This window comes from Roseibium sp. RP-7, assembly GCF_053005225.1.
Genome location: NZ_JBRKQA010000001.1, coordinates 1,980,161 through 2,005,553, shown reverse-complemented (window position 1 = coordinate 2,005,553; position 25,393 = coordinate 1,980,161). Strand labels below are relative to the sequence as shown.

The window sequence follows — 25,393 nt, the reverse complement described above, 5'->3', positions numbered from 1 at the left end:
CGGGTCTCGCGGTCACGTTTCGTGGCAAGCCCCGCTTCAAGGCAGGTCTTGCCGCGAATCTGTATAAGATTTTCAGGTTCCTTCAAGGGCGAAGGAACCACAATCCGACCTCGTTTCCCAAAACGGCTTCGTGTCCGTTTACTGGAGCACCCTCACCTTACAACCGCCGCACGTGGCAGGTCCGAGAGGATTTCCGCGCCGTCTTTCCGCAAGATGACGATTTCCTCAAGACGCAGGCCGAATTGGCCGGGGAGATAGATGCCGGGTTCGATCGAGAACACCATGCCCTCGTCCAGTACGGTTTCGGAGGTCGCCGTCAAATATGGCGGTTCATGTATGTCTATTCCGAGGCCGTGGCCGGTCCGGTGTGTGAAAAAGTCACCATAGCCCGCATCTGCAATGACATCCCGAGCCGCCTTGTCGATCGATTTTGCCAAGACCCCAGGCTTTGCAGCGGCAAGCGCTGCTTCCACAGCCTTGTTAACGATGGCGTGGACCTTCTCAAATTCCGCCGTAGGCGTTCCGAAGAAGCCAACACGGGTCATGTCGGACGGGTAACCCTCGAGACGTCCACCGGTGTCGATCAGCACGGCATCCCCGGATTTCAGCTGAGTTTCGCCAGTGTGATGGTGCGGAAAGGCGCCGTTCCCACCGAAACAGACCGAGGTGAATACCGGGGTCGCGCCTGCCTGTTTGTAAACGTCCCGGATGACGGCAGCGATCTCAAGTTCCGTGATGCCGGGTGTCAGGGCGTCGAAGCCCGCCATGGCGGCAGTGTCGTTCAGAACGGCACTGGCTTTAAGACGGCGGTATTCGTCCTCTTCCTTTCGAGCGCGCAGGAAGCCGACCGTGTCATCCGTAAACCGGCGAGAAGCCCCCGGGAGCGCGTCCAGCAACAGAAGGGCAAAATCGGCACGCATGGTTTCGTCGATGACGACACTTGGCGATTGCGGAAGTCCGGAGGCTTCCAGCAATGTGGCAAGCGCGGCGTCCGGTCCGTCGTCGTCACGCCAGGGGAAGAAGGGCAAGTGCGTCTTCTGGCGTGAGCTGTCGACATTGAGCGCCGGCATCAGAAAGCCCGCATGGCTCCTGGAAACCAGAAGCATCACCGGCCGTTCGTCGCCATGAGGATCGAGACCAGCCAGATACATCATGTGACTGGACGGACCGATGGCCACAAGGTCGGTCCCGGTCGCAGACATCCGCTCGCGCAGAGCAGCAAGGCGCTGATCGGAAAGGGAAGACATTTCAGGAAACTCCGGAGGGGTTGGTCAGTCAGTGTGCTGTGTCAGCAAACAAAAAAGCCGCCCCGGAAACCGGGACGGCCTGGTTTCTGGCGTCAGTTTTTCGTTACCAGACGATAGTAGACGAAGTCGGACGTCGCACCGTTGACGTAACCTTCGACCTTCTGGTCCATCGCGACCTGATAGGCCGCCTGGAACATGATCACGATCGGCGACTTGGCCTGAACTTCCTTCTGCAGTTCGACATACATCCCGTTGCGTTTTTCCGCATCGCTCTCGGCCAGGGCAGCCTTGGTCATGTCGTTCATCTCGGCCGGAACAGCCCAGGCATTCCGCCATGTGGTGGTTGCCTGGTAGTTGTCGTCGGAGTTGTCGCTGTTATAGGCAAAGGCCTTTGCGTTGGAGTGCGGGTCCATGAAGTCCGGGCCCCAATAGAGCAACATCGCTTCATGGCTGCGCTCGCGGTACTTGGTGATAACCTGCGAACCGGTGCCCGGGATGATGTCGAAATTGATCCCGGCTTCGGCAAAGCTTGCCTGCAGCGACTGGGCCATGTCCGTGAACGGGGTGGAGTTGATCACGTCTAGGGTTACCGTGATCGGCGTCTCGATGCCGGCATCCGCCAGGATCTGCTTGGCCTTTTCCGGATCGTAGGTGTAAGGCGTCTCGTCATAGGAGCCCGGGAAGCCCTTCGGCCAGAAAGCCTGATGGATTTCCATCTGGCCCTTCAGGAAGCTGTCGGTCATACCCTTGTAATTGACGAGGTAACGCGCCGCGTCCCACACCGCTTCAGGCTGCAGCACGTCCTTCTTCTGGTTAAAGGACAGGAAGTGGACGGCTGCCTGCGGATAGGTTTCCACCTTGATGGTGTCGCCTTCCATGCCGGCGATCTGGTCCGGCGTCAGATTGCGGGCCATGTCGACATCACCGGACTGCAGCAGCAGTTGCTGGGTTGCGGCTTCGGCCACGTGACGGATGATCACGCCTTCAACCTTCGGCGCGCCCTTGAAGTAGTCGGCATTGGACTTGTAACGCACCAGTTCGCCAGCGCGGTAGGTTTGCAGTTCGAACGGACCGGAACCGGCGGAATTGGCATTGAGCCACTTGTTGCCCATGTCGCCATCTTCCTCGTGCTCCATCACCGTCTTTTCGTCGACGATGGAAGCCGGACGGGCAGCCAGGACGTTGAGGGCGAACGCCGGAGAGAAGTCACCTTCGTATTTGACAACGACCTTGTTGCCGTCGGCCGTGACCATGTCCTCAACATTTTCCGCCGTCCAGCCAAGCTGGGCAAGGATGAAGGCCGGGGTGAGGTTCAGCTTGATGACACGGGCAAAGGAGAACACCACGTCTTCAGCGCGAACCGGATTGCCGGAATGGAACGTCGCACCGTCGCGCAGGGTGAAGGTGATGGTCTTGGCATCAGCGTCAGCCTGCCATTCGGCAGCAAGGCCCGGTGCCAGAACTGTTGGGTCTTCGGCGTCATATTGCACAAGTCGGTCGTAGACATTGGTCACGAGTTCGCCGGAGGAAAACTCGTAAGCCTGGGCAGGATCGATCGCGACGATATCGTCGATGTTCTGCGCCACCACCAGAATGTTGTCCGGTGTCGCGGCACCGGCAGGCATTGCCATCGGCATTGCCAGGGCGGCCGCCAGAAGCGCGGTCCTTAAAAGTTTCATTTCTTCGTCTCCGTCTGTCAGGGGTTAGGATTTGTTCTTGTTTTTGGCGCGGCTCGGCTTCACCGCGTTCTTGTCAGGCGACACCAGCTCGATGCGGCTGGTTTTCTCGTCGCCGGCGTTGAAAATCGTGAGGGTGCCGGTCCACAGAATCTTTGCCGGAGCATCGTTCGGGTTTGACCAGGCATGCGGGGTGTTGCCCCGATAATGCAGGCTGTCGCCAGCTGTCATCACCATCGCCTCGCCGTCGAGGTACTGGGTGATGGACCCTTCCAGGATGTAGATCAGCTCCTCGCCCTCGTGGCTCACCGTTTCCGAGGCATATCCCGGTGGCACGGTAAGAATGAACGAAGAAAGCTGATTGCCTGGAAACTCGGTTGCCAGCCGCTCATAGCTTACGGCGGAACCGGAAATGGAGAAATTGGGCCGCGTGGCGGCACGGGTCAGTGCATCCTGGGCCCGTGGCTGGGCCACGAAATAATCCAGCCCGACGCCGAGTGCCCGGGCGATTCCCGCCAGAGATCCGAGTGTCGGTGTCGCGTGATCGCGCTCGACCTGACTGAGATACCCGACCGAGAGGTTCGAAGCATCGCTGAGCTGTTGCAGGGTGAACCCCAGCTGCCGGCGCCGCGCACGGATCAGCGCGCCAACCTTTGTATCGACATCGGAAGCGGCACGTGCTGTCGAACTGCTCAAAGATTTTTACTCCCATCAAAATTTTTTTGATGTAACCAGATTTTTTTGTATGCTCCAAGAACTTTTTTAGACACCTTTGAAAAAAGCGCCTTACGAGTGCTTTCTGAAAGCTGTTTAAAAACAACAACCTGAAGACTCTAATTCAGAAAATGAGTCATACGAGTGTGGAGAACGGACTTGAAGAATCCGGTTGAACAGGGAACGGCGACAGGCCGCTACCGGCATGTCTTTTGAGCCTTCCGAGAGCGTAACCGACGCACGAGAGGGCCTGTTGACGAGCCAACTGCTGGGCAGTGCGGCGGCGCTGTTGCGCTTCTGTCTTGTAACGGCCGGAACGTTCCTTGGCCTGCTTGCAATCACGTTTTTCATCGGCCGCGTGGTGCCGATCGATCCGGTTCTGGCAGTAGTCGGAGACAGGGCCTCGAACGAAGTCTATGAAACTGCCCGTCAGGCGATGGGACTGGACAGGCCGCTGGTCATCCAGTTTTTCTCCTACGTGGGCGACGTCTTCACCGGCAATCTCGGCATGTCGATTTCCACCGGTCGGCCGGTCGCTGAAGACCTGGGGCGGTTCTTCCCAGCCACCCTGGAAATGGCCACGATCGGCATCCTGATCGGCGTGCTGCTCGGCGTACCTATGGGCGTATTGGCCGCCACCCGCCAGGGAACCTGGATCGATCAATTGATCCGCGTCCTCGGCCTTCTCGGCTATTCCGTCCCCGCGTTCTGGCTTGGGCTGGTTGGCCTTGCGGTCTTCTACGCCGGCCTCGGCTGGGTTGCCGGTCCGGGCCGTATCGACATCTTCTACGATGGCATCGTTGATCCCGTTACCGGGCTTTACCTGATCGACAGTGTTGTCGCAGGCGAATGGGACATCTTCTGGAACGCGCTCGATCACCTCATGCTGCCGGCATCGATCCTCGGTTTCTTCAGCCTTGCCTACATCGCCCGCATGACCCGGTCGTTCATGCTGGACCAGCTTGGGCACGAGTATGTGACGACCGCGCGGGTGAAAGGTGTGCCCGAGCGCCGTGTCATCTGGCGCCACGCGTTCTACCCGATCCGTATCCAGCTGATCACCGTGATCGGCCTGTCCTATGCCGCTCTTCTGGAAGGCTCCGTGATGATCGAGACCGTGTTCTCCTGGCCCGGTATCGGCAACTACCTGACCAGTGCCCTTCTCAATGCCGACATGAACGCCGTGCTGGGCGCGACGCTCGTCATCGGTGCCGTGTTCATCCTCATCAACAAGATTTCCGATGTGCTCTACCGCATTCTCGATCCGAGGGCCCGCAAATGATCGACTGGCTTCTCGACGATAGCCCCGCTTCGCGCCTGCAGGCCAATCTTGGCCGCGCCTGGCGTGTCTTTGCAGCACTGCTTCGCAATCCGCTTGCCGTGGTGGGCGGCTTCATCATCCTGGTCCTGATCGTGATGGCGATCTTCGCTCCGCTGATCGCCCCTTACTCTCCCATCGGCCAGGATCTCGCAAACCGCCTGATGCCGCCGTCCGCGGCCCACTGGATGGGCACCGACGAGCTTGGCCGGGACATCTACTCCCGCGTTGTCTACGGTGCGCGCATCACGCTGATGATCGTTACCATGGTGGCCGTCATCGCCGCTCCAATCGGCCTCATCGTCGGTGCGGTCTCCGGATATTTCGGCGGCTGGACCGATCGGGTGCTGATGGGCGTGACGGATATCTTCCTGTCCATGCCGAAGCTGATCCTCGCGCTTGCCTTTGTGGCAGCCCTCGGACCCGGCATCGAGAACGCCATCATCGCCATTGCGATCACCGCCTGGCCTGCCTATGCGCGTATCGCCCGTGCGGAAACGATTACCTTCCGCGATGCAGAGTTCATCGCGGCGGTGCGCCTGCAGGGCGCGTCTTCCGCCCGCGTTATCCTCCGTCACGTTCTGCCGCTTTGCGCTTCTTCCACGATCATTCGCGTGACGCTGGATATGGCCGGCATCATCCTGACGGCCGCCGGTCTCGGCTTTCTCGGTCTCGGCGCTCAGCCGCCTCTGCCGGAATGGGGGGCGATGATCTCGCGCGGACGGAATTTCATTCTCGACCAGTGGTGGGTCGCCACCATGCCGGGCTTTGCCATCATCCTGGTGAGCCTCGGTTTCTGTTTCCTCGGTGACGGCCTGCGCGACGTGCTCGATCCCAAGCAGGGAGACAAGCAATGAGCGCCCCGCTTCTCGAGGTTGACGGCCTCACCGTCACCTTCCCGACGGCCCGCGGCCCGGTGGATGTCGTCAAGGGCATTTCGTTCACGCTTGGGCGGGAACGGCTTGGAATTGTCGGCGAATCCGGTTCCGGCAAATCAATGACCGGCCGGTCGATCCTGCGCCTGATCCGGAAACCCGGAAAGGTCACCGCCCGGCGCATGACCTTCGACGGCATAGACCTCCTCAGCCGAAGCGAACGCCAGATGCGCGATCTGCGCGGCGCCCGCATTTCCATGGTCATGCAGGACCCCAAATTCTCGCTCAACCCGGTGATGACCGTAGGCGAGCAGATTGCAGAAGCCCTCGTCACTCACAAGAAGCTGCCACGCCGGGAGCTGAAGGAACGGGTGCTTGCCATGCTGGAAGCTGTGCGCATCAACGATCCGGCACGCGTTGCGGGTCTTTATCCGCACGAGGTTTCCGGCGGCATGGGCCAGCGTATCATGATCGCCATGATGCTGATCCCGGAACCTGATCTCCTGATCGCAGATGAACCAACCTCCGCGCTTGATGTTTCCGTGCAGGCACAGGTCCTGGACATTATCGACGATCTGGTCACCGGTAAGGGCATGGGTCTGATCCTGATCAGTCATGACCTCAACCTGGTGTCCCGCTATTGCGACCGTATTCTGGTGATGAATAGCGGCGAGATCGTCGAGCAGTGCAAGGCGAGCGATCTGCACAACGCGCAGCATCCCTACACTCGTGGCCTGATTGCCGCGATGCCGCGCATGAATGAAGACCGTGATGAGCTGCCCGTTCTCGACCGCAGTACCTGGACCACGGGAGCCGGAACATGACCGACGCCGCCATCCATCTTGAAAACCTCACCATCAGCTATGGCGACACGGCTGTGGTTCACAACGTCACCTTCGATGTTGCTGAAGGGGAAAGTTTTGCGCTGGTCGGGGAATCCGGCTCAGGCAAATCGACAATCCTGAAGGCAATCTCCGGACTGGCCCCGGACTGGACCGGCACCATTGCCGTTGAAGGAAAACCTCGCGGACATTCACCGGACAGGACCTTTGCCGAAACCTGCCAGATGGTGTTTCAGGACCCTTACGGCTCGCTTCATCCACGCAAGACCATCGATACCTGCCTTGCAGAGCCGCTCGCCATTCATGGTATTGGCGGTCGGGACGGCCGAGTGAAAGACATGCTTGCCGCCGTCGGTCTGGACCAGCGATTCCGCTTCCGCTTTCCTCATCAGCTTTCCGGTGGTCAGCGCCAACGAGTGGCGATCGCGCGCGCGTTGATGCTGGAACCGCGCGTTCTACTGCTGGACGAGCCGACATCCGCACTGGACGTTTCGGTACAGGCGGAAATCCTGAACCTTCTGAAAAAGCTGCGGCGGGAACAGGGGCTGACCTATCTTATGGTCACGCATAACCTTCCGGTTGTCTCGTTCCTGTGCGACCGCCTGGCTGTCATGCGCTATGGCCGCGTGGTGGAAATTGCCGGTGTCGACGCTCTCAAGTCGGGTCAGCTCTCAGATCCTTATTCCCGCGAACTCTATGCCGCCAGCGGCGGCATCTTGCACCCTGCCTAACGTCAACCAGAATTGCTCGAGATTTCGACACATGACCGATTTCACAGGCCCTTTGGCCACGTTTGACCATGCCCTTTCCACCGCGACCACACCGGATGCGCCTTTTGATGCCCTTCTGAAGCTGACGCAGGAAACCATTGGCGTGAAGCTGTTCACGTTCATGACAGCCGACATGAAAACCGAGCTGGCGCAGCGCTCCTACACTTCGCATCCGGAAGACTACCCGGTCTCCGGAACCAAACCGATCACTTATGACCGCTGGTTTGAAACCGTACACAAGGACCGGAAAAGCTTTGTCGCAAACACGCTTGCCGATATTGCGACCGTCTTTCCCGATTACGAACTGATAGGCCGACTTGGCTGCGGCTCCGTCATCAACCTGCCCGTTGTTCTCGGCGATACGCTGGTTGGTACAGTCAACATGCTTCACGAAGAACATCACTACACGCCGGAACGCGTCGCTCAGGCACAGGCCTGGCTCTCGGTTCCGGCCAAGGCTGCCTATCTGGCAAGCCAGTCGCTGTCGACCGCCTCCTAGGACGGAATAGCACACGCAGTCTCTCGTAACCCCGCCGCTATGGCGGGGTTTGTTTTTGCCTGACCTGTCAGTCCTCTCTGACGGTATCGACAGAAGGAGCTACATCGATCGTTTCCGTGGCGAGATCCACAAGCCAGGCAATGCGTGTCTGGTATCTGACGACCACCTTGTAATCCTCTCCCAGAACTTCACGGGCGGCCTCTCTGAACGGATGTTCCTTCATGGCGACCGGCAGAAAATCGTCGAGTGAGCCGATCTTGTACTGCGCGTCCGATGGCAGATCGAGAAGTACCCAGATTTCCGCAATCCTGGTGCGGGCATGAACGTCGACCCTTATGATCTCGACAGGCGTGTCGCCCGCCCACTCCTTGGTGCGCTGTGCCAGAACGGCCTCTGTCCCGGTTTCGATGTAGCGCAGGTAAGTTGCCGCCAGAAGCTGGACCAGAACGACCGACAGGAAGGCAAGCGTGACCGTCATGCCGAGCGTGAACTTGACGCCCCGATGTGCTTTGCGGAAGAGCCGCTCCCGTGGGCCCAGGATGATGTAGACCAGGCTTGCAGAGAAGATGATCGCCCCGAAATTGGTGGCAAAGAGCAATGTGGCCTCATAGGCCGCCTCCTGTTCTCCGAAGTACAACAGGATCCCTGCTGCCGCGAGCGGCGGAACCAGGGACACGCCTATCGCCGCTCCAGGCAAAAGGCTGATTTCCGATTTCCTGATCTGCACATAGGCACCGGCAATGCCCGCGGCGAGCGCAACGACCATGTCTTCCGCCCCGGGATTGCTCCGGCTGAGGACTTCATCCGGCAGCAGCAGCGTTGAAGGCGCATCCGCTATCCAGACAATCAACCACGAGATCACGATGCTGCAGCCGGCGGCGACCCAGACAGTCAGCATCAGGACGAGCGCTCTTCCAACCCATCCCATGACGATCGATGAGGCGATGCCAAGGATGGGGGTCATAAGAGGGGCCACCAGCATGGCCGCGATCACGACAGCACCGGAATTTCGCAACAGGCCCATCGTCGCGATGATCACGGCAAGCGACAGCAGTAAAGCGAATTTGCGCCAATAGGCCGCTTTGTTGGCGCCCTCGAACCTCAGAATTTCCTTGGTGGTGGAGAACTGACTGATGGACATGAAACAGCTGCTCCGGACATTATATCATCCGAGTATGCTTCACGTAGCGTCATTCGTCATCTTAATTGCAACGACTTGGTTCACAATCTTCGATAGGCACGAGACCAAATTCCGGAGAAACATGTCTTCCGCCAGAAATGGCGCAATCCAGTCAACAGCTTACCTTCAGGCTGCAGCCTTTTTCGCGCGCTCGATCTTGCCGATGAACTCGGAAAGCCAGGCGATTTCCTTCAGGTAGACTTCCATGGAGAGCGAGGCAAGTTCCATGAGGAGGGCTTGCGGATTGGGGTTGTCCAAGCCCGTCTCCCGCAAGAAGGTTTGGTACTCGTCACTGAAAGCCTTTGGCACACGCATTTCGGCCTCACGCACTCACGGTTCTGCTGGTCTGTGCAAGCAGGCCTTCCAGCCCGCGTTTAGGAATTGTTAAGATTTCCGAACCTCTGCCGATATCGTCAGAAATGTCATTTCCTCACAATCCCCAAGAGCTGAAGGCCTGGCTTGGGATAACTCACCCAAACACGTCAAAAATGCCCCATAGCTCCCGCTTTTCGCTTGCACTTGGCCAGCCAAATCTTCGACCCTGCCAAGAATCACAATTCTACCCCATCCAACCCGACCTCAAGAGCCCTTCATGAGCCCGTCCACAGACCTTTCCTTCGCGCCTTTGTCCGATGCCTTTGCACAAGACCCCTACCCGTTCTACGCCGCACTGCGTGACCGCAAAGGTCTGACTTACTTCGAGGATTTCGATATCTGGCTGGCAGCGACGTTCGATGACGTTTCGGAAATCGTGCAGAACGGCAAGATGGTGCGCTCCATGGACCACATCGCGAGCGCGGAAGAAATCGCGGACATGAAACGTGCCCAGAACTGGCATGACATGCCGCATCATTCCCGGTTCGTGCAGTTCTCTCTGCTGGACAGCGACGGGGACATTCATGACCGGCTGCGCAAGCAGGTGTTCAGACTGTTCACGCCGGTGATGGTCGGCAAGCTGCGCGATGACATACAGGCCTATGTCGACCGCCTTTTCGACAGTCTGTCAGACCGCACCGAAATCGACTTTATCGAAGATCTGGCCGCCCATGTTCCAGGTCACATCATCGGCCGTGTTCTGGGCGTTCCCGATGAGGACTGCCCGCAGTTGCGCATCTGGTCGGAAAACATCGTTCAGTATTTCGACATCGACCGGACGAATGAGCGCAAGGAACTGGCTGAACGCAACACGACAGAATTCTATCACTACCTGCAAACGCTTAAAGCAAAGCGCGAACGCGCACCGCAGGACGACCTTCTGTCGCTCATGATCGAAGCTGAACGGGCCGGCCAGATGAACGAGGACGAATTCATCTCCACCGCCATGCTGATCCTGATGGCCGGTCACGGTTCAACCATCGACGTTCTCGGCAGTGGCATGCATGCGCTGCTGAAGTTTCCGAATGAGCTGCAGCGTCTGCGCGAAGATCCCTCGCTGATGAAAACGGCCGTGCAGGAAATGTTCCGCTATGAATCTCCGTTGCCGTTCTTCCACCGCTATTCAACCGAGGACATGACGGTTTGCGGCGACGCGTATCCGCGTGGGACGAAGTTCGGCGTCCTCTATGGAGCAGCCAACCGCGACCCGGCCCAATTTCCCGACGCTGACCGCTTCGATGTTGGCAGAACGCCGAATTGGCACATTGCCTTTGGCCGTGGCGCACATTTCTGCCTCGGCAACCATCTTGCACGTCTGGACATGGACATCATTTTTTCAACACTGCTGAAAAGGTTCAGCACGATTGAGCTGTTTGACAACAACGTCACCTACAAGCGTGGCCTGTCCGTGAGAGGCCCGGAAGCACTCAGACTTGCCTGGCAACCCGCCTAGTTGCAGCTATTGCACTTGCTCCCGGCATGCGTGCCGCTAATTATTGCCCTTCTTGCCACGAAAGCCATTGGATACCTCATGCACCTCAAACAAGTTGTTCTTTGCCTGACCGGGCTGTGTGCCGTCTTGCCTGCACAAGCAGGCACTGTCGAGCTTGGGCCCCGCCCCGCCTACCTTGTGTCCCAGATGACTGACGGCCCGCTGAAGGACACCTTGGAAGCCTGCATCGGCAAGCCGGCAAAACGCACCCTGTTTTCCATCAGCCATCGTGGGGCCCCATTGCAGTTTCCAGAACATACGGAGGAAGGCTACCGGGCTGCGGCACTCATGGGAGCGGGCATCCTGGAATGCGACGTCACCTTTACCAAGGACAAGGAACTGGTATGCCGGCATTCCCAGAACGATCTGCACACGACCACGAACATTCTGACGACCGATCTCGCCGACAAATGCACCACGGGCTTCACTCCGGCCTCGGGTGAGACGCCGGCTGCGGCCGAATGCCGGACGAGTGATCTGACCCTGGCTGAGTTCTCGTCTTTGCAGGGCAAGATGGACAGCGCAGACAAAACGGCAACAACACCTGAAGCTTACCAGAATGGGACCGCTCCCTGGCGCACGGATCTCTACGCGGGCACGGGAACGCTGCTGACACACGACGCCTCGATCCGCCTTTTCAAGGACCTCGGCGTAAAATTCACTCCGGAGTTGAAGGCCCCTGAAGTCGAGATGCCATTTGATGGCTTTACCCAGGCCGACTACGCCCAGAAACTGATTGACGAATACAAGGCGGCAGGCATTCCGGCAGAAGACGTCTACCCGCAATCCTTCAACCTTGATGACGTTCTCTACTGGATCGAAAACGAACCGGACTTCGGCAAGCAGGCAGTCTTCCTTGAAAGCCGCCGCGATGTTGATCCCATGGATCCGGAAACATTCTCCCCTTCCATGACCGAATTGAAGGACATGGGCGTCAACTACCTCGCACCGCCGCTGTTTGTCCTTCTTGCGCAGGAAGACGGCAAGATCGTTCCCTCGGCTTATGCGATCGCAGCAAAGGAAGCCGGCATCGAGCTGATTGCCTGGACGCTTGAAAGGTCGGGACCGCTGTCGTCCGGCGGCGGCTGGTATTATCAGACCGTCAACGATGCCATCGACGGCGACGGCAAGCTTTATGAGGTTGTGGATGTTCTGGCGCGCCAGGTTGGCGTCAAGGGCATCTTTTCGGACTGGCCGGCAACCACGAGCTTTTATGCGTCCTGCCTCGGATTGGAGTGACGTGCAGGAACCGGTTTTGGCAACCAAGGTGAGAGGTGATAAGGCCTTTTTCACCAAAGTTGCCTAACCTCCCGCATCATTCCGCAAATCAGGTGTGGTCTTACCGTTGAAAACGCATCCGCTTCCAAGCGTCGATTCCCAGATCCTCTACAAGCGCTATCAGCCGCTTGACGGAGACGCGATCATGGCTGTCATTGTAGCTGTCGCGGAAAAGGCAGGCGTTCCGCGCAGCGCCTGCCAGCTGTTGAACACGTCCGACGAGGTCAACAAGCGTTTTCTGTGCGGCAAGTTCCATGTCCTTGTCACACAGTCAGGCCTCTTCGAACACACGCCACTGATAGATGCTGCGCTTGAAACGATCTATGCCCGGACCGCTTTTCCGGAAGCGGCCGACCTTTTGAACGAGATTGCGGCCTGCACGCAGATTTCGGTCAGAAAAAGCCTCATTCCCACGGATTCGCTGCCAGAGAACCTGAAGACACTTTCCGGAGTGGAAAGTCTTGCTTTCTGCGAGGCTGCAGAAACCTTGCAAGCCATGGAGATCGCAAGGTTGATCACGGCGATCATCGTGGAAAGATCCCGGCCGGACGCCGTCTTTTGGGCTCCAAGCAGCTTCCTGCTGAAGCCGGATGCCTTCTCGGCGCTGGCTCGCGCCTCAAACCACGACGACCTGTACCTCTTGCCCAATCCTTACGGACAACAGGATCCCGAAACCGGCGAGCAATTGATCGGCATGATGGGGATCGGCTCCCAGTGGCTAACCGGGTACAGGGTGGAGGTGCTGCCCTGCAGGTTGCCGCCAGAGTACCTTGCCGAGATCCTCGTCGCGTTTTCAAAGTTCACGAACAAGAGTAGTCGCCTGATCGATGATGGAGACGTTTTTGGCCGTGAGGAGAACGAAAAGATCCAGGTGATCTACCATGAGGAAGACGATGATGGGTTGGGTACGATTGAACTCAAGGTCGTCCACAATCCCAAATTCGGTATCCTCCGTGAAGATGTGCCGACAAAATACGTTCGCTACGATGAAGACCTGAATGAAACCGGGAGCTATATGGACGGGAACGAGGACGCAGAACTGGATCCGCACGACCCAGTGGACGCAGCCATCCTGGAACGTTTACAGGAACTGAAAGAAGAGCCTGCCTCTCAAGAGCCTTCAGAAGTTCGGAGCGAGGAGGATTTCGAGCAGGAGATGTCGGCACTGGACCGGCCAGACCAGCCAGCTACACCAGCTTACCCTGAAACTGCTAAACCCGATTCACCACCAACCGCATCGCAATTTCATCAGACGATCGCCACCGCAGCCCGACGGCTGGATGATACCCGCATTGCTGGAAAGACTTCCCCGTCATCAAAAAGGATGTCGGTTGCCGAATTGCGAGACTTCGTCAAGCAGGCTCAGGTTTCGAACGAAACTTCGGAAAAGGCCGGTAAAAAACCTGGCTTCCTGGCGAAACTTTTCAAACGCAAGGCAGACCAGTAAGGCGAGGTATGAAGGTCAGCGCGCCTGATCCAGCGTTCGCTTGCATTCCAGCAACTCGAAGAGGGTTGCCTGCAGGCGGCGGATATCCTCCTTCGTCACGGACGAATGGGACCCTGTGCCCTGAGCCGGTTTCTCACCGCGCAGGCGACCAAGAATACTGAAATGCCCATGACCCTGGGCTGGTGCCGGTTCCGGTGCATTGTCCGCCAGAACGCCGCTTGGCAACGGGCCGTTATGGATTTCATGCTGGCCATTTTGGGAAATCATCGCAGGGGCAGGCGCAGGTTCCGCCTGTGCCGGTTCTGCAGTGGCAACGGCCTGCAGGGCCGACATGTCTTCATGCCGGATCTGCATGACGAAGCGTGGCCCCTGCTCTTTCAGGATCCGCTGTACACCCTTGATCGTGTAGCCTTCACCGTAGAGCAGATGACGGATGCCCTTCAGAAGCTCGACATCGTCCGGCCGGTAGTACCGGCGACCTCCCCCACGCTTCAGCGGCTTGATCTGCGAGAAGCGTGTTTCCCAGAACCGCAGCACGTGCTGCGGCAGGTCAAGGTCTTCTGCGACTTCGCTGATAGTACGAAAGGCGTCGGGGCTTTTTTCCTGCGAGCTCATCCGGTTTTATAATTTTCTGGCTATTTGCTGGCCTGTCCTGTCAGCGCATCATTGATCCGCTGTTTCAATACGTTAGACGGTTTGAACACCATCACCCGGCGCGGTGAAATAGGTACTTCCTCGCCGGTCTTCGGATTGCGGCCGATGCGCTCCCCCTTGGAGCGGACCACGAAAGACCCGAAGCTTGATAATTTTACTGATTCTCCGGTCACAAGACAGTCGGAAATTTCAGAAAGTACGCGTTCGACCAATTCAGAAGACTCGGTCCGGGACAGACCAACTTTCTGATAAACGGCCTCACACAGATCAGCGCGGGTAATAGTCCGATTGCCCATAACCCCTCCTCAACGACGCCATCATCTGGCTGATTTTGCACAAGAACTCCGATGCAAGGCCATACGGTACGGCCTTGCGGCGAGCCGGTCAACCGGAACTCTTGGTGGAAATCAGATTTGTCGTAGGAAGTTAGACAGGTCTTACCAGCGCAGCAGAACGGAGCCCCAGGTGAATCCGCCGCCCATTGCTTCCAGCATCACGAGATCGTTCTTTTTGACACGTCTGTCCCTGACGGCCGTATCCAGCGCAAGCGGAATGGACGCGGCAGAGGTGTTGCCGTGATGCTGGACCGTGGTCACGACCTTCTCAGGAGCGATACCGAGTTTCTTGGCGCTGGCATCGATGATGCGCTTGTTGGCCTGATGCGGAATGAACCAGTCGAGATCTTCCGATGTGGTGCCCGTTGCCTTGTAGGCATCTTCAATCACGTCGGTGATCATGCCGACTGCATGCTTGTAAACTTCACGGCCTTCCATCCGGAGATGCCCAACGGTCCCGGTCGAGGACGGTCCACCGTCGACGAAGAGCTTTTCCTTGTGTCGGCCGTCGGAGCGAAGGTGCGATGTGAGAACACCTCGGTCAGCCGTCGTGCCTTCGCCTTCCGATGCTTCCACCACGACAGCACCAGCGCCGTCTCCGAAGAGAACGCAGGTCGTCCGGTCGGTCCAGTCCAGAATGCGTGAGAACGTCTCAGCACCGATAACCAGGCAGCGCTTCGACAAGCCTGCCCGAATATAGGCATCGGCCGTCGTCAGGGCATAGACAAAGCCCGAGCATACGGCGTGCACATCGAATGCGGCACCGTGATAGATGCCCAGGTTGGCCTGGACCGTGACAGCCGTTGCCGGAAAGGTGTTGTCCGGTGTGGCGGTCGCCAGAATGATGGTGTCGATTTCCTGAGCATCCCGGCCGGCGCTTCCCAGCGCGCGCTTGGCAGCTTCCAGAGCAAGGTCCGAGGTCATCTGGCCTTCGGCTGCAACATGGCGCTGCTGGATGCCGGTGCGCTGAACGATCCATTCGTCAGACGTGTCGACCATCTTGGAGAGATCGTCGTTGGTCAGGATTTTTTCCGGCAGGAAACTTCCGCAGCCGGTTACGGTCGAACGGATTACGCTCACAAATCACCTTCCGATGTCGGCGCGGCTTCTGCGAAGCGGCCACGATGATAATGCACAAGATCCTGGGCGATCTTGTGTGTCAGTTCGTTTTTGACCATGTCGTAGGCAAGGTCGATCGCCGAGGCATAGCCTTCAGCATCCGTCCCGCCGTGACTTTTGATCACAATGCCATTCAGTCCCAGGAACACGCCGCCGTTGACCTTGCGCGGATCCATTTTCTCGCGCAGCAGATCAAAGGCGCCCTTGGCGAAGAGATAGCCGATTTTGGACATAAAGGTCCGATTCATGGCCGAACGCAAGTAACTGCCGATCTGCTTGGCTGTGCCTTCCGCGGTTTTGAGCGCAATGTTACCGGCAAAGCCTTCGGTCACGACGACATCGACAGTGCCTTTTCCAAGGTCGTCACCCTCGACGAAACCGGCGTAATGCAGCGAGCGCAGCGGCGTTTCGCGCAGAAGCCGGCCGGCGGTGCGAACCTCTTCCAGTCCCTTGACCTCTTCCACGCCGATGTTCAGCAGGCCAACGCTCGGCTTCTGGACACCGAACAGGGCCCGCGCCATGGCGCCACCGAGAATGGCGAAATCGATAAGCTGCTGTGCGTCGGCGCCAATCGTTGCACCGACATCAAGCACCACGGACTCGCCGCGCATGGTCGGCCAGATGGCCGCGATCGCCGGACGTTCGATATTTGCCATTGTCCGCAGGCAGAACTTGGACATGGCCATGAGCGCGCCCGTGTTGCCGGCAGAGACCGCAACGGATGCATCGCCTGTCTTTACCGCCTCGATGGACCGCCACATGGACGAGCGCCAGCGGCCCTGGCGCAGTGCCTGACTGGGCTTGGTGTCCATCGCAATGGAGACATCGCAATGATGGAACGTCGAAGCATCGCGAACCCTTGGATACTTTTCCAGGAGCGGCAGCACGACCTTTTCATTGCCGAACAGCAGGAAACGGATGTCAGGATGGCGGACAAGCGCAATTTCCGCCCCGGGAATGACGACGTCAGCCCCATGATCGCCGCCCATGGCATCCAGAGAAATCGGAATAGTTTTCGCCATCTAGAAGGTCTTTTGACGTTTCGCTACCAAGAACAGCACCGAGTGGTGCTTCCAGACAAAGTCCTGCAGGTCCGGCAAGGGCCTAGAACGGGCGCGAACATAACGGTTTTGGCAAGACTGACAACCGTTTTCCTGATCGCGGAGAGTTCTGACGTTGAAAACCTGCATGAAGACCCAGTCCAAATCGTTCCGGCACCTGTGAATACAATGGATATCAGTTATCCGGCTGATCCTTGAGTGCCTTCAAGGCGGCGAAGGGGGACGGTTTGGCCTCGGGCTCTTCATCGGCGCTGTCGTCGTCGCCATCGCCACCCTCGAACTCCACTCCCGGCTTGCGGGGGAACGGGTCGAGCGTAAGTGCAAGTTCCTCGCAGATCACGGCACCAAGGTCGAGAACGCCGTCCAGAATGACATCGGGCGGGTCGAGGGTTTCCAGGTCGATTTCAATCTCGCCGTCCTCATTGAGATCGCTGACCTTGCGCGGCCGGCTGGACTGGGGCTCGAAGGTGCGATCGACATCGATCTTCAGCTGGCTTTCGAAAGGTTCCAGCGACACCACACAGGTCTGTTCCAGCGTTGCCGTCAGCGGACCGACCACACGCAGTCCCGCCTTGCGATACGGTTTCAGAAGAAAATCCGCCTTGAGGTCAAGAATACCATCGAGTTCATAGGTCTTGGCTATGGCCTTGAGCGCGGCTTCGTCCGGACTGACGGTGACGCGTTCGTCCTTGTCGACAACGCGGGCGGCGTTGACCTTGTACGAATAGGGGAAAGTTTCTTTTGTCATTTTTGTTTTTACCTTGGCACCTTTGTCGCGGCCTCTTGCACCGCCGGCTTGGCTCTCAGACCGGCAATGCCTTGAATTTTTCAGGGTCGGACCAGACGATGCTCCCGTTCATCAGTGCTTCCACCGTCTGCCCCTCGAGGCTTTCGGCAGCTTCCAGCATATAGTACGCCAAACGCTTCTGTGCGACCGGCTCCGATGCATCCGGATAGATGTTGCGGCCGAGCGCCTCTGCCAGCTCCTCAACGTTTTTTGATTCAATCGCCGGAATATAGGCATCGGCACGACCATAAAAGGCTTCGCCCATGACTTTCACCTTCTTGGGCACGCGCGTGTCGCTGACACCCATTTCACGCAGCGATGCATCCATGTCCAGAAAGAACAGGTCAAAGACGTTCTGCGTAAACTCCGAGACCGACTTCCCCTCCCCGCGCATCCGGCGGAAATACAGCACTGCATGGGCCACGATCATGTCAAAACGGCCGTCGACACTATCGGGCACGTGAAAGTCGGTGTAAAAGACTGGCTGCCGTGCTTGAGCCACGATTTCACAATAGACCTTGTGCTCGGCATCGCGGGTCCGACGGCGGAACAGGCCAAACAGCATGGCATCTCCTTTTAAGTCAGGTGTTGCCTTGTGCCCTATCCCACGATAGTGACTTTGCCAAGCAACGAAATTCAAGAGCAGCCAGACCGGTCTGGCGAAACGGGAATTCTTAGATGAACTTCAAGGCAAGCGCCCTGATCCTTCCGCTTCTGGTCACCTTACCGCTCGGCGGCTGTTTTACCTCCACCTATACGCACGGGCACGTGATCACCAGCGACATGCTGAACCAGGTTCAGGTCGGCTCCAGCCGCGAACAGGTTGAGCTGGTCCTGGGAACCCCGTCGACAACGTCCAGCCTCAACGGCGATGCCTACTATTACATCTCGCAGAAAACCGCCACGACCGCCTTCATGGCTCCGGATATCGTCGAGCAGCGCGTCGTAGCGGTTTACTTCGACAAGGACGGCTACGTCCAGGACCTCGGCAACTACTCGCTTGAAGACGGCAAGATCGTCGACATCGTCACCCGCAAGACCCGTACGGGCGGTGCCGACTATGGCTTCCTGACGCAGATCCTGCGCGGTGCGACCAACCCGAGCCTTGGTCTCTGAGGCAAAAGTCTCAACCCCATGCAAAAGCCCCGGCCATCGGCCGGGGCTTTCTTTTTCCGGGGCGTCAGTGCGCCAGGATCGCCAACAGCAGCAAGGCCACGATGTTGGTGATCTTGATCATCGGGTTCACGGCCGGACCGGCGGTATCCTTGTAGGGATCTCCAACCGTATCGCCTGTCACCGAGGCCTTGTGCGCCTCGCTGCCTTTCTGGTGGGTCACACCGTCCTTGTCGGTGAAACCGTCCTCGAAGGACTTCTTGGCGTTATCCCAGGCACCGCCACCGGCGGTCATGGAAATGGCCACGAAGAGCCCTGTCACGATCACGCCCAGCAGCATCGCACCAAGCGCCGCGAAGGCGTCGGCCGGAGTTGCCACGGCCTTGACCAGGAAGAACACCACGATGGGCGACAGAACCGGCAGCAGCGAGGGGATGATCATCTCCCGGATTGCCGCCTTTGTGAGCATGTCCACCGCACGGCCGTAATCCGGCCGTTCCGTGCCCTGCATGATGCCCGGCTTTTCCTTGAACTGGCGGCGGACTTCCTCCACCACCGCTCCGGCAGCCCTGCCGACGGCGGTCATTGAAATGCCGCCGAAGAGATAGGGCAACAGACCGCCGAACAGGAGACCTGCTACCACATAGGGGTTGGACAATGTGAACAGGGTGCCGACGTCGATGCCGTAGAAGATCGACCCTTCCGCAGCATTGCTGGAGAAGAACTTCAGGTCTTCCGTATAGGCGGCAAAGAGCACCAGCGCACCTAGCCCTGCGGACCCGATGGCATAGCCCTTGGTGACCGCCTTGGTGGTGTTCCCCACCGCATCGAGGGCGTCCGTCGTGGTACGCACTTCCGCCGGAAGATCCGCCATTTCGGCAATCCCCCCGGCGTTATCGGTCACCGGGCCAAAGGCGTCGAGCGCTACCACCATACCTGCGAGCGCCAGCATGGTCGTTACCGCAATCGCAATCCCGAAGAGGCCCGCGAAAGCGTAGGTGACCAGAATGCCCGCGATGATGATCAGCGCCGGCAGGGCCGTTGCTTCCAGTGACACGGCCAGACCCTGGATCACGTTGGTGCCATGACCGGTCACCGACGCCTGGGCGATGGATCGCACCGGACGATACTCCGTGCCGGTGTAATATTCGGTCACCCAGATGATCAGCCCGGTCACCACGAGACCTACGAGACCACAGACGAACAGATCGAACCCGGTAAAGGTCGTGCCGCCCGATGTCGTGAACTCGGTGCCGGCACCGATCCAGCCGAAGATGATGATCGCGAGGGCTACCGCGGACAGAACCGCCGTGGCAATGAAGCCCTTGTAGAGCGCCCCCATGATCGAGTTGTTGCTGCCGAGCTTGACGAAGAACGTGCCGATGATGGACGTCACCACGCAGCTAGCTCCGATCAGCAACGGCAGGTGCATCAGGTCGATGGCCTGGCTGCTCGTGAAGAAGATCGAGGCCAGAACCATCGTGGCGACGACCGTCACTGCGTAGGTTTCGAACAAATCGGCCGCCATGCCCGCACAGTCGCCGACATTGTCGCCGACGTTGTCGGCGATAGTCGCCGGGTTGCGTGGATCATCCTCCGGAATTCCGGCTTCAACCTTGCCGACCAGGTCACCGCCAACGTCAGCCCCCTTGGTGAAGATACCGCCGCCGAGACGGGCGAAGATCGATATGAGGGAGGCACCGAAGCCGAGCGCGACCAGCGCGTCGATCACTGTACGGTCCGTCGGGTCGTACCCCATCATTCCGGTGAGGATGGCAAAATAGACTGCCACGCCAAGCAACGCGAGCCCGGCAACCAAAAGGCCGGTGACGGCACCGGCCTTGAACGCGATTTCCAGCCCTGCCCCGAGGCTTTGGCTGGCGGCCTGGGCGGTGCGCACATTGGCCCGGACGGAAACCATCATGCCGATGTAACCGGCAGCTCCCGAGAGGACGGCGCCGATGGCAAATCCGATTGCCGCGGTACCGGAAAGCAATAGCCAGGCGAGCACGAAAACAACGGCCCCCACAATGGCAATAGTCGTATATTGACGATTGAGATAAGCGCTAGCCCCTTCCTGGATCGCCTCGGCGATCTCCTGCATGCGCGCGTTCCCTGCATCCGCTGCCATAACGGACTGGATGGCCCACGCCCCATAGGCAATGGACAAGAGGCCACAAATGATGACGACAAGCTCGATCATACTTCCTCCCAAAGCTGCGGCGGACTGATTTTCTTGTCGTTTTTTGCCGCCTGACGGCCCTTCACATCAATTCCTCGACGTGAGGGAGGGTAACGATAGCAGCAAAGCGGCGCGCCTCGTCAAGCTCTCACATTGTTTAATTCAAAACTTCCGTTACGGTATTGTTTGATGCAGCGCAGTAATTATGCTGCGCTGACGAAATGGAATTTCGAAGGTACTTTAAGCGGTTGTATCCGCTCTTCTTTCCGCAACTGAAAGCCAGATAAGCAAGCCGATGCAGAGCACCACAAAGGGAAACACCAGAAGGGTGACCGTATTCCAGCCGTAGACGTTCAGCAAAGCACCGGACGAGAACGATGCGGCAGCAACGAAGCCGAACACCAGGAAATCGTTGACCGCCTGCACCAGGTTCCGCTCTTCGGGCCGGTAGGTATCCGTCAGCATGGCGGTGGCTCCGATGAAGCCGAAGTTCCAGCCAAGGCCGAGCAGGATCAGTGCGATCCAGAAGTTGGCAAGGTCGACCCCCATCAACGCGACCACGGAACATCCGGCCAGCAGCAGCAGGCCAATCGAGACGATCCGCTCCTTGCCGAAGCGACCGATGAGATTACCCGTGAAAAAACTCGGACCGAACATGGCGAGCACATGCCACTGAATGCCAAGCGTGGCGTCATTCTGCGACAGGCCGCAGCCGATCATGGCCAGCGGCGTGGCCGTCATCACCATGCTCATGAGCGCATAGGAACAGATACCGCAGGCTGCCGCGACGATGAAACGGCGTTGCGACATGATCTGGCGCAGTGGACGTCCACCCGCCTGGGTATGGCTGTGCCGCTGCGGCTTTGGAATTCGGAGAAAAGCCACGAGGAAAAAGGCAATCAGGGACAAGCCAGCCTGCGCCAGATAGGTTCCGGCGAACAGGATTGGCGAGAACAGGTCCTTGGTGGCGATAACCGTTTGCGGACCAACCACTCCTGCCAGAACACCACCGGCAAGCACCCATGAGATGGCCTTCGGCTTGAAGGCGTCACTTGCCGTGTCCGCTGCCGCAAAGCGGTATTGCTGCACGAATGCGCCTGCAAAACCGCTGATGCAGCACCCGAGGGCAAACATCAGAAACTCGTCCTGGAAAACCGCGAATGCCGCCAGCAGCCCGGCGATGGCGCCAAGCAAAGCTGCCCCCATGAAACCGGTCCTGCGGCCGTAGCGGCGCATGATCATGCCGGCGGGAATGGTCCCGAAAGCTGTTCCCAGAACCATCGCCGACACGGGCAAGGTTGCCAGAGACTTGTCCGTATCCAGCATCGAATACCCGACCAGCGGCGCCGTTGCGATCACGATCGACGCCGAAGCCCCACCAATTGCCTGCGCCAGAGCCAATAGCAGCGCGTTTCGTTTTGCCAGACTGTCGTCGACAAAGCTATCGGGGGTCGTCACGGTCATTTGGATACTTTCAGGAAGGCAGAAGTTTGCATGGCACATAACACGCCAACAGCCGACCGCGAAAGACCAGAAGTTTCATTTGCAACTGGAGACCAGCCGAGAGCTGTAACGTGCGGCACGTCGCGGCCAAGCGGCACGAAAGCGCAACACCATCGGAAGCAGGCATTCGGGCGATGGATCCGGCCTGGTAAAATCCCGGCACCTGTCCTTTGCAATAGCTAAAAGTGACTGAAGCCCGCAAAGCGACCGTAGTCGACAGGTTGCCCGGCTTCCTCAAGCCGAATTCGGCCCTCACCTGCCCGGGCATGACCGATTTGCGTGACAGGACAGCCGGCAAGATGAGCAACCCGGCAGAAGGTACCAGAAACGTCTTCCGGCACCGCCATCAGGATTTCATAATCGTCGCCACCGTTCAGGCACCGGGCAAAGTCCTCTGGTGACTTGATCTTGAGATGGGCGAGCGCCTGTGAAAGCGGCACCTGATCCAGGTCAATCGTGAGGTCCAACGCCGAAGCGCTGGCCATATGCGCGCAGTCGGCGAACAGGCCATCTGACACGTCCATGGCTGCCGAAGCATAATCGGTCACCGCCCCGGCAAGCCTCGTGCGCGGCCTCGGCAGCAGGTAACGGTCGAGAATATGGGCTTCTTCGCTCTCTGTCAGATCATGATCGCGGCAGAAGTCGGGATTGAGGCGCGCCTGAAGACCGGCGGCGGCGTCGCCAATGGTTCCGGTGACAAACAGAAGATCGCCCGGCCGTGCCCCGGACCGCCGAACTGCGCTGCCGGTTTCAACCTCGCCTATTGCCGTGATCGACACCTGCAGACCATTGCCGGAACGGACCGTGTCGCCGCCCAGAAGATGGAAATCATAGGCCGCCTGGTCAGCCGCCAGGCCGTTGCAGAACCGCTCAAGCCAGTCGACCGTCCAGTCGGACGGCAAAGACAGGCCCATCAGATAGCCACGCGGACGTGCGCCCTTCGCCGCAAGGTCCGAGAGGTTGACCCTCAGTGCCTTGGCGGCAATCGCTTCCGGTGCATCTTCAGCAAAGAAATGAATATCGGCCGCCAGCACGTCCTTGGTCAGAACGAGGTCATGGCCTTCCCGTGGTGTCAGCACCGCGGCATCGTCGGTCAGACCGAGGCTGCCCGGGTCTTTTGCCAAAGGGGCAAAGAAACGCCGGATCAGCTCGAATTCGCCTGGCCGGTCAGCGCCCATGATCAGGAGGCGCCGTCCGTTTTCTTTTCCTCGAGTTCGCCGCTGCGCAGTTCATGCGCAAGACGGTCGAGCACGCCGTTGACAAGGCCGGGCTCATCATCATCGAAGAAGGCCTTGGTAACGTCGATATACTCGGAAATGATCACCTTGGCCGGAACATCCTTGCGGCGCAGAAGCTCGTAGGAGCCGGAGCGGAGGATAGCCCGCAGCAGGCTGTCGATACGCTTCAGGGGCCAGTCTTCGGCCAACGCAGTGTGAATGTAGGGATCCAGAAACTTCTGGTCCTCCACAACGCCGGCAAGGATCTGCTTGAACCATTGTTCGTCGGCTTCGCGGTACTGCGCACCGTCGATTTCCTTGCCGAGGCGAAAGGCAGTGAATTCGCTGACGACACTGGTCAGCGGCGCACCGCCGACGTCCATCTGATAAAGGGCCTGAACAGCAGCAAGGCGAGCCACGCCGCGTTTGTTTGCAGGGCGCACAGTTTTTCCAGCCGGTTTTTCCGGGTCGGCCTTTCCGGTCATTCTTCTTATACTCCAAGCCGCTCGCGCAGGGCGATCATGTCGAGGGCAGCACGGGCAGCCGCGCCGCCTTTGTCCTTGTCGTCCACCTTCGCGCGGGCCCATGCCTGCTCACCGTTTTCAACGGTCAGGATACCATTTCCGACAGCCAGATCCGCATCGACGATCAAATCCATGATCACCCGGTTCGATTCATTGGCAACAATATCGTAATGAGTGGTCTCGCCGCGAATGACGACACCCAGCAGAACGAAGCCGTCGTAAAGCTCGCCGTCGTTTTCCATTGCCGTCAGAGCCATGGACAGGGCAGCCGGAATTTCCAGGACGCCCGGTACAGCGATCCGGTCATAGCTTGCGCCGGCAGCCTCAATGGTCTTGATCGCGCCTTCTGCGAGAGCATCGGCCAGATCTTCGTAGAAACGGGCTTCGATGATCAGAAGTTTCGGTGCAGCGCTCATGGGTTTTCGTTCCTATGTAAGGCCGCGACAGGAACCACGTCTGCCCCGGTTTGTCCAGTCTCATTCGTAAAGGACCACGATATCCCGGTGACGAGTTCGTCCCGTGGTTAAGGCGGTAAATGATATTAGCTCTTTTCGAAGGTGTTGGGACCGTCCCCTACCCGGTCTTGGAGAATTCCGCAAGACGGGCGGCGTAGCGGGCCATCATATCCACTTCCAGGTTGATCTTGTCACCGACCTGCCGATCGGACCAGGTCGTGACCTCGAGCGTATGCGGGATCAGGAAGACGGAGAAGAGCAACCCGTCGACCTCGTTCACCGTTAGGGACGTGCCATCGAGCGCAACCGAACCCTTCTTGGCAATGAAGGGGGCGGCTTCCGCCGGTGCTTCGAACTGGAAATAGACCGAATCCGGATGGTCTTCACGCTTTGTCACCGTTGCAAGTCCATCGACATGGCCAAGCACCAGGTGCCCGCCCAGCTCCGCACCCATCGTCAGCGAGCGTTCCAGATTGAGTTTCTGCCCTACTTTCCAGGATGCGACGTTGGTCAGAGCCAGGGTTTCGGCGGCCGATTCCACTTCGAACCAGTTGCCATTGGAGCCGTTGTCCTTGGCTGTCACCGTGTGGCAGACGCCAGAACAGGAAATCGAAGCCCCGATGTCGAAGCCATTCGTATCGTAGGCGGTGCGGATCCGCGTCCGCATTCCGGCAGGGATCTTGTCGATAGCGAGGATCTCGCCGAGGTCGGTCACAATTCCGGTGAACAT

General features: G+C 58.6%; 27 protein-coding genes. 9 read left to right on the top strand and 18 right to left on the bottom strand.

The window, feature by feature from the left end; all coding sequences use genetic code 11:
- Positions 1 to 152: 152 nt before the first annotated feature.
- The 3 genes from ACVDG9_RS09110 to ACVDG9_RS09100 form a co-directional block, all read right to left on the bottom strand.
- Entirely contained in the window at positions 153 to 1,247 is a 1,095-nt protein-coding gene (locus ACVDG9_RS09110; protein ID WP_447237791.1) for a M24 family metallopeptidase, read from the bottom strand.
- A 92-nt stretch (positions 1,248 to 1,339) separates the two neighbouring features.
- Positions 1,340 to 2,926: an ABC transporter substrate-binding protein gene (locus tag ACVDG9_RS09105; RefSeq protein WP_077290250.1), complete on the bottom strand. Its 1,587-nt coding sequence runs from the start codon at positions 2,924 to 2,926 to the stop codon at positions 1,340 to 1,342.
- 24 nt (positions 2,927 to 2,950) lie between these two features.
- A complete protein-coding gene (locus ACVDG9_RS09100) occupies positions 2,951 to 3,619 on the bottom strand; it encodes a cupin domain-containing protein (protein ID WP_370199242.1) in 669 nt (222 codons plus the stop codon).
- Positions 3,620 to 3,842: 223 nt separating this feature from the next.
- On the opposite strand from ACVDG9_RS09100, the gene ACVDG9_RS09095 reads away from it, so the two are divergent.
- The 5 genes from ACVDG9_RS09095 to ACVDG9_RS09075 are packed head-to-tail and all read left to right on the top strand — an operon-like array spanning position 3,843 to position 7,941.
- Complete coding sequence (locus ACVDG9_RS09095) at positions 3,843 to 4,919, top strand: ABC transporter permease (RefSeq protein ID WP_447237790.1); 1,077 nt, start codon at positions 3,843 to 3,845, stop codon at positions 4,917 to 4,919.
- Positions 4,916 to 5,812: an ABC transporter permease gene (locus tag ACVDG9_RS09090; protein WP_023003829.1), complete on the top strand. Its 897-nt coding sequence runs from the start codon at positions 4,916 to 4,918 to the stop codon at positions 5,810 to 5,812. The genes ACVDG9_RS09095 and ACVDG9_RS09090 overlap by 4 nt, the downstream gene beginning before the upstream one ends.
- The gene (locus ACVDG9_RS09085) at positions 5,809 to 6,654 is read left to right on the top strand and encodes an ABC transporter ATP-binding protein (RefSeq protein ID WP_023003828.1); all 846 of its coding nucleotides are present in this window, start codon (positions 5,809 to 5,811) and stop codon (positions 6,652 to 6,654) included. The genes ACVDG9_RS09090 and ACVDG9_RS09085 overlap by 4 nt, the downstream gene beginning before the upstream one ends.
- Positions 6,651 to 7,403 carry an ABC transporter ATP-binding protein gene (locus tag ACVDG9_RS09080; RefSeq protein WP_296603085.1) on the top strand — a complete coding sequence of 251 codons (753 nt, stop codon included), beginning with the start codon at positions 6,651 to 6,653 and terminating at the stop codon, positions 7,401 to 7,403. Before ACVDG9_RS09085 ends, ACVDG9_RS09080 begins: the two co-directional genes overlap by 4 nt.
- 31 nt (positions 7,404 to 7,434) lie before the next feature.
- Complete coding sequence (locus ACVDG9_RS09075; RefSeq protein ID WP_370199243.1) at positions 7,435 to 7,941, top strand: GAF domain-containing protein; 507 nt, start codon at positions 7,435 to 7,437, stop codon at positions 7,939 to 7,941.
- 67 nt (positions 7,942 to 8,008) lie between these two features.
- On the opposite strand, the gene ACVDG9_RS09070 is transcribed toward ACVDG9_RS09075, so the two are convergent.
- Together ACVDG9_RS09070 and ACVDG9_RS09065 are read right to left on the bottom strand one after the other, a co-directional pair.
- Positions 8,009 to 9,082, bottom strand: coding sequence for a DUF389 domain-containing protein (locus ACVDG9_RS09070; protein WP_447237789.1), 1,074 nt, complete (start codon positions 9,080 to 9,082; stop codon positions 8,009 to 8,011).
- A 165-nt stretch (positions 9,083 to 9,247) separates the two neighbouring features.
- The gene (locus ACVDG9_RS09065) at positions 9,248 to 9,379 is read right to left on the bottom strand and encodes a hypothetical protein (RefSeq protein ID WP_447237788.1); all 132 of its coding nucleotides are present in this window, start codon (positions 9,377 to 9,379) and stop codon (positions 9,248 to 9,250) included.
- 334 nt (positions 9,380 to 9,713) lie between these two features.
- Here ACVDG9_RS09065 and ACVDG9_RS09060 point away from each other — a divergent pair, with 334 nt between their 5' ends.
- Together ACVDG9_RS09060 and ACVDG9_RS09055 are read left to right on the top strand one after the other, a co-directional pair.
- Entirely contained in the window at positions 9,714 to 10,949 is a 1,236-nt protein-coding gene (locus ACVDG9_RS09060) for a cytochrome P450 (protein ID WP_447237787.1), read from the top strand.
- Positions 10,950 to 11,027: 78 nt separating this feature from the next.
- A complete protein-coding gene (locus tag ACVDG9_RS09055) occupies positions 11,028 to 12,227 on the top strand; it encodes a glycerophosphodiester phosphodiesterase family protein (protein WP_447237786.1) in 1,200 nt (399 codons plus the stop codon).
- A gap of 100 nt (positions 12,228 to 12,327) precedes the next feature.
- On the opposite strand, the gene ACVDG9_RS09050 is transcribed toward ACVDG9_RS09055, so the two are convergent.
- Positions 12,328 to 12,522 carry a hypothetical protein gene (locus tag ACVDG9_RS09050; RefSeq protein ID WP_447237785.1) on the bottom strand — a complete coding sequence of 65 codons (195 nt, stop codon included), beginning with the start codon at positions 12,520 to 12,522 and terminating at the stop codon, positions 12,328 to 12,330.
- Between the two features lie 102 nt (positions 12,523 to 12,624).
- On the opposite strand from ACVDG9_RS09050, the gene ACVDG9_RS09045 reads away from it, so the two are divergent.
- Positions 12,625 to 13,713 (top strand): hypothetical protein, encoded by a 1,089-nt coding sequence (locus tag ACVDG9_RS09045; RefSeq protein ID WP_447237784.1) that lies wholly within the window; start codon positions 12,625 to 12,627, stop codon positions 13,711 to 13,713.
- A gap of 15 nt (positions 13,714 to 13,728) precedes the next feature.
- Here ACVDG9_RS09045 and ACVDG9_RS09040 read toward each other — a convergent pair whose 3' ends face one another.
- The 6 genes from ACVDG9_RS09040 to ACVDG9_RS09015 all read right to left on the bottom strand — a co-directional run bounded on the left by ACVDG9_RS09040 (position 13,729) and on the right by ACVDG9_RS09015 (position 18,309).
- The gene (locus tag ACVDG9_RS09040) at positions 13,729 to 14,328 is read right to left on the bottom strand and encodes a MerR family transcriptional regulator (RefSeq protein WP_023003820.1); all 600 of its coding nucleotides are present in this window, start codon (positions 14,326 to 14,328) and stop codon (positions 13,729 to 13,731) included.
- 20 nt (positions 14,329 to 14,348) lie between these two features.
- A complete protein-coding gene (locus ACVDG9_RS09035) occupies positions 14,349 to 14,663 on the bottom strand; it encodes an integration host factor subunit alpha (protein WP_023003819.1) in 315 nt (104 codons plus the stop codon).
- Between the two features lie 141 nt (positions 14,664 to 14,804).
- A complete protein-coding gene (locus tag ACVDG9_RS09030) occupies positions 14,805 to 15,782 on the bottom strand; it encodes a beta-ketoacyl-ACP synthase III (RefSeq protein ID WP_447237783.1) in 978 nt (325 codons plus the stop codon).
- Positions 15,779 to 16,843: a phosphate acyltransferase PlsX gene (plsX, locus tag ACVDG9_RS09025; protein WP_023003817.1), complete on the bottom strand. Its 1,065-nt coding sequence runs from the start codon at positions 16,841 to 16,843 to the stop codon at positions 15,779 to 15,781. The genes ACVDG9_RS09030 and plsX overlap by 4 nt, the downstream gene beginning before the upstream one ends.
- 214 nt (positions 16,844 to 17,057) lie before the next feature.
- Positions 17,058 to 17,630 carry a YceD family protein gene (locus tag ACVDG9_RS09020; protein ID WP_447237782.1) on the bottom strand — a complete coding sequence of 191 codons (573 nt, stop codon included), beginning with the start codon at positions 17,628 to 17,630 and terminating at the stop codon, positions 17,058 to 17,060.
- Positions 17,631 to 17,685: 55 nt separating this feature from the next.
- Positions 17,686 to 18,309 (bottom strand): ubiquinol-cytochrome C chaperone family protein, encoded by a 624-nt coding sequence (locus ACVDG9_RS09015; protein WP_447237781.1) that lies wholly within the window; start codon positions 18,307 to 18,309, stop codon positions 17,686 to 17,688.
- A gap of 38 nt (positions 18,310 to 18,347) precedes the next feature.
- Here ACVDG9_RS09015 and ACVDG9_RS09010 point away from each other — a divergent pair, with 38 nt between their 5' ends.
- Positions 18,348 to 18,785, top strand: coding sequence for an outer membrane protein assembly factor BamE (locus ACVDG9_RS09010; protein ID WP_006931570.1), 438 nt, complete (start codon positions 18,348 to 18,350; stop codon positions 18,783 to 18,785).
- A 64-nt stretch (positions 18,786 to 18,849) separates the two neighbouring features.
- Here the strand turns inward: ACVDG9_RS09010 and ACVDG9_RS09005 are convergent, their stop codons facing one another.
- From ACVDG9_RS09005 to ACVDG9_RS08980, 6 genes are all read right to left on the bottom strand, one after another.
- The gene (locus ACVDG9_RS09005; protein WP_023003813.1) at positions 18,850 to 20,985 is read right to left on the bottom strand and encodes a sodium-translocating pyrophosphatase; all 2,136 of its coding nucleotides are present in this window, start codon (positions 20,983 to 20,985) and stop codon (positions 18,850 to 18,852) included.
- 219 nt (positions 20,986 to 21,204) lie between these two features.
- Positions 21,205 to 22,428, bottom strand: a complete 1,224-nt coding sequence (locus ACVDG9_RS09000) for an MFS transporter (protein ID WP_447237779.1) — start codon at positions 22,426 to 22,428, stop codon at positions 21,205 to 21,207.
- Positions 22,429 to 22,646: 218 nt separating this feature from the next.
- Entirely contained in the window at positions 22,647 to 23,645 is a 999-nt protein-coding gene (gene thiL / locus ACVDG9_RS08995; RefSeq protein WP_023003811.1) for a thiamine-phosphate kinase, read from the bottom strand.
- Positions 23,646 to 23,647: 2 nt separating this feature from the next.
- Positions 23,648 to 24,169, bottom strand: coding sequence for a transcription antitermination factor NusB (gene nusB, locus ACVDG9_RS08990; protein ID WP_023003810.1), 522 nt, complete (start codon positions 24,167 to 24,169; stop codon positions 23,648 to 23,650).
- A gap of 5 nt (positions 24,170 to 24,174) precedes the next feature.
- Positions 24,175 to 24,624, bottom strand: a complete 450-nt coding sequence (gene ribH, locus ACVDG9_RS08985; RefSeq protein WP_023003809.1) for a 6,7-dimethyl-8-ribityllumazine synthase — start codon at positions 24,622 to 24,624, stop codon at positions 24,175 to 24,177.
- Between the two features lie 157 nt (positions 24,625 to 24,781).
- The gene (locus ACVDG9_RS08980; protein WP_055653455.1) at positions 24,782 to 25,393 is read right to left on the bottom strand and encodes a riboflavin synthase; all 612 of its coding nucleotides are present in this window, start codon (positions 25,391 to 25,393) and stop codon (positions 24,782 to 24,784) included.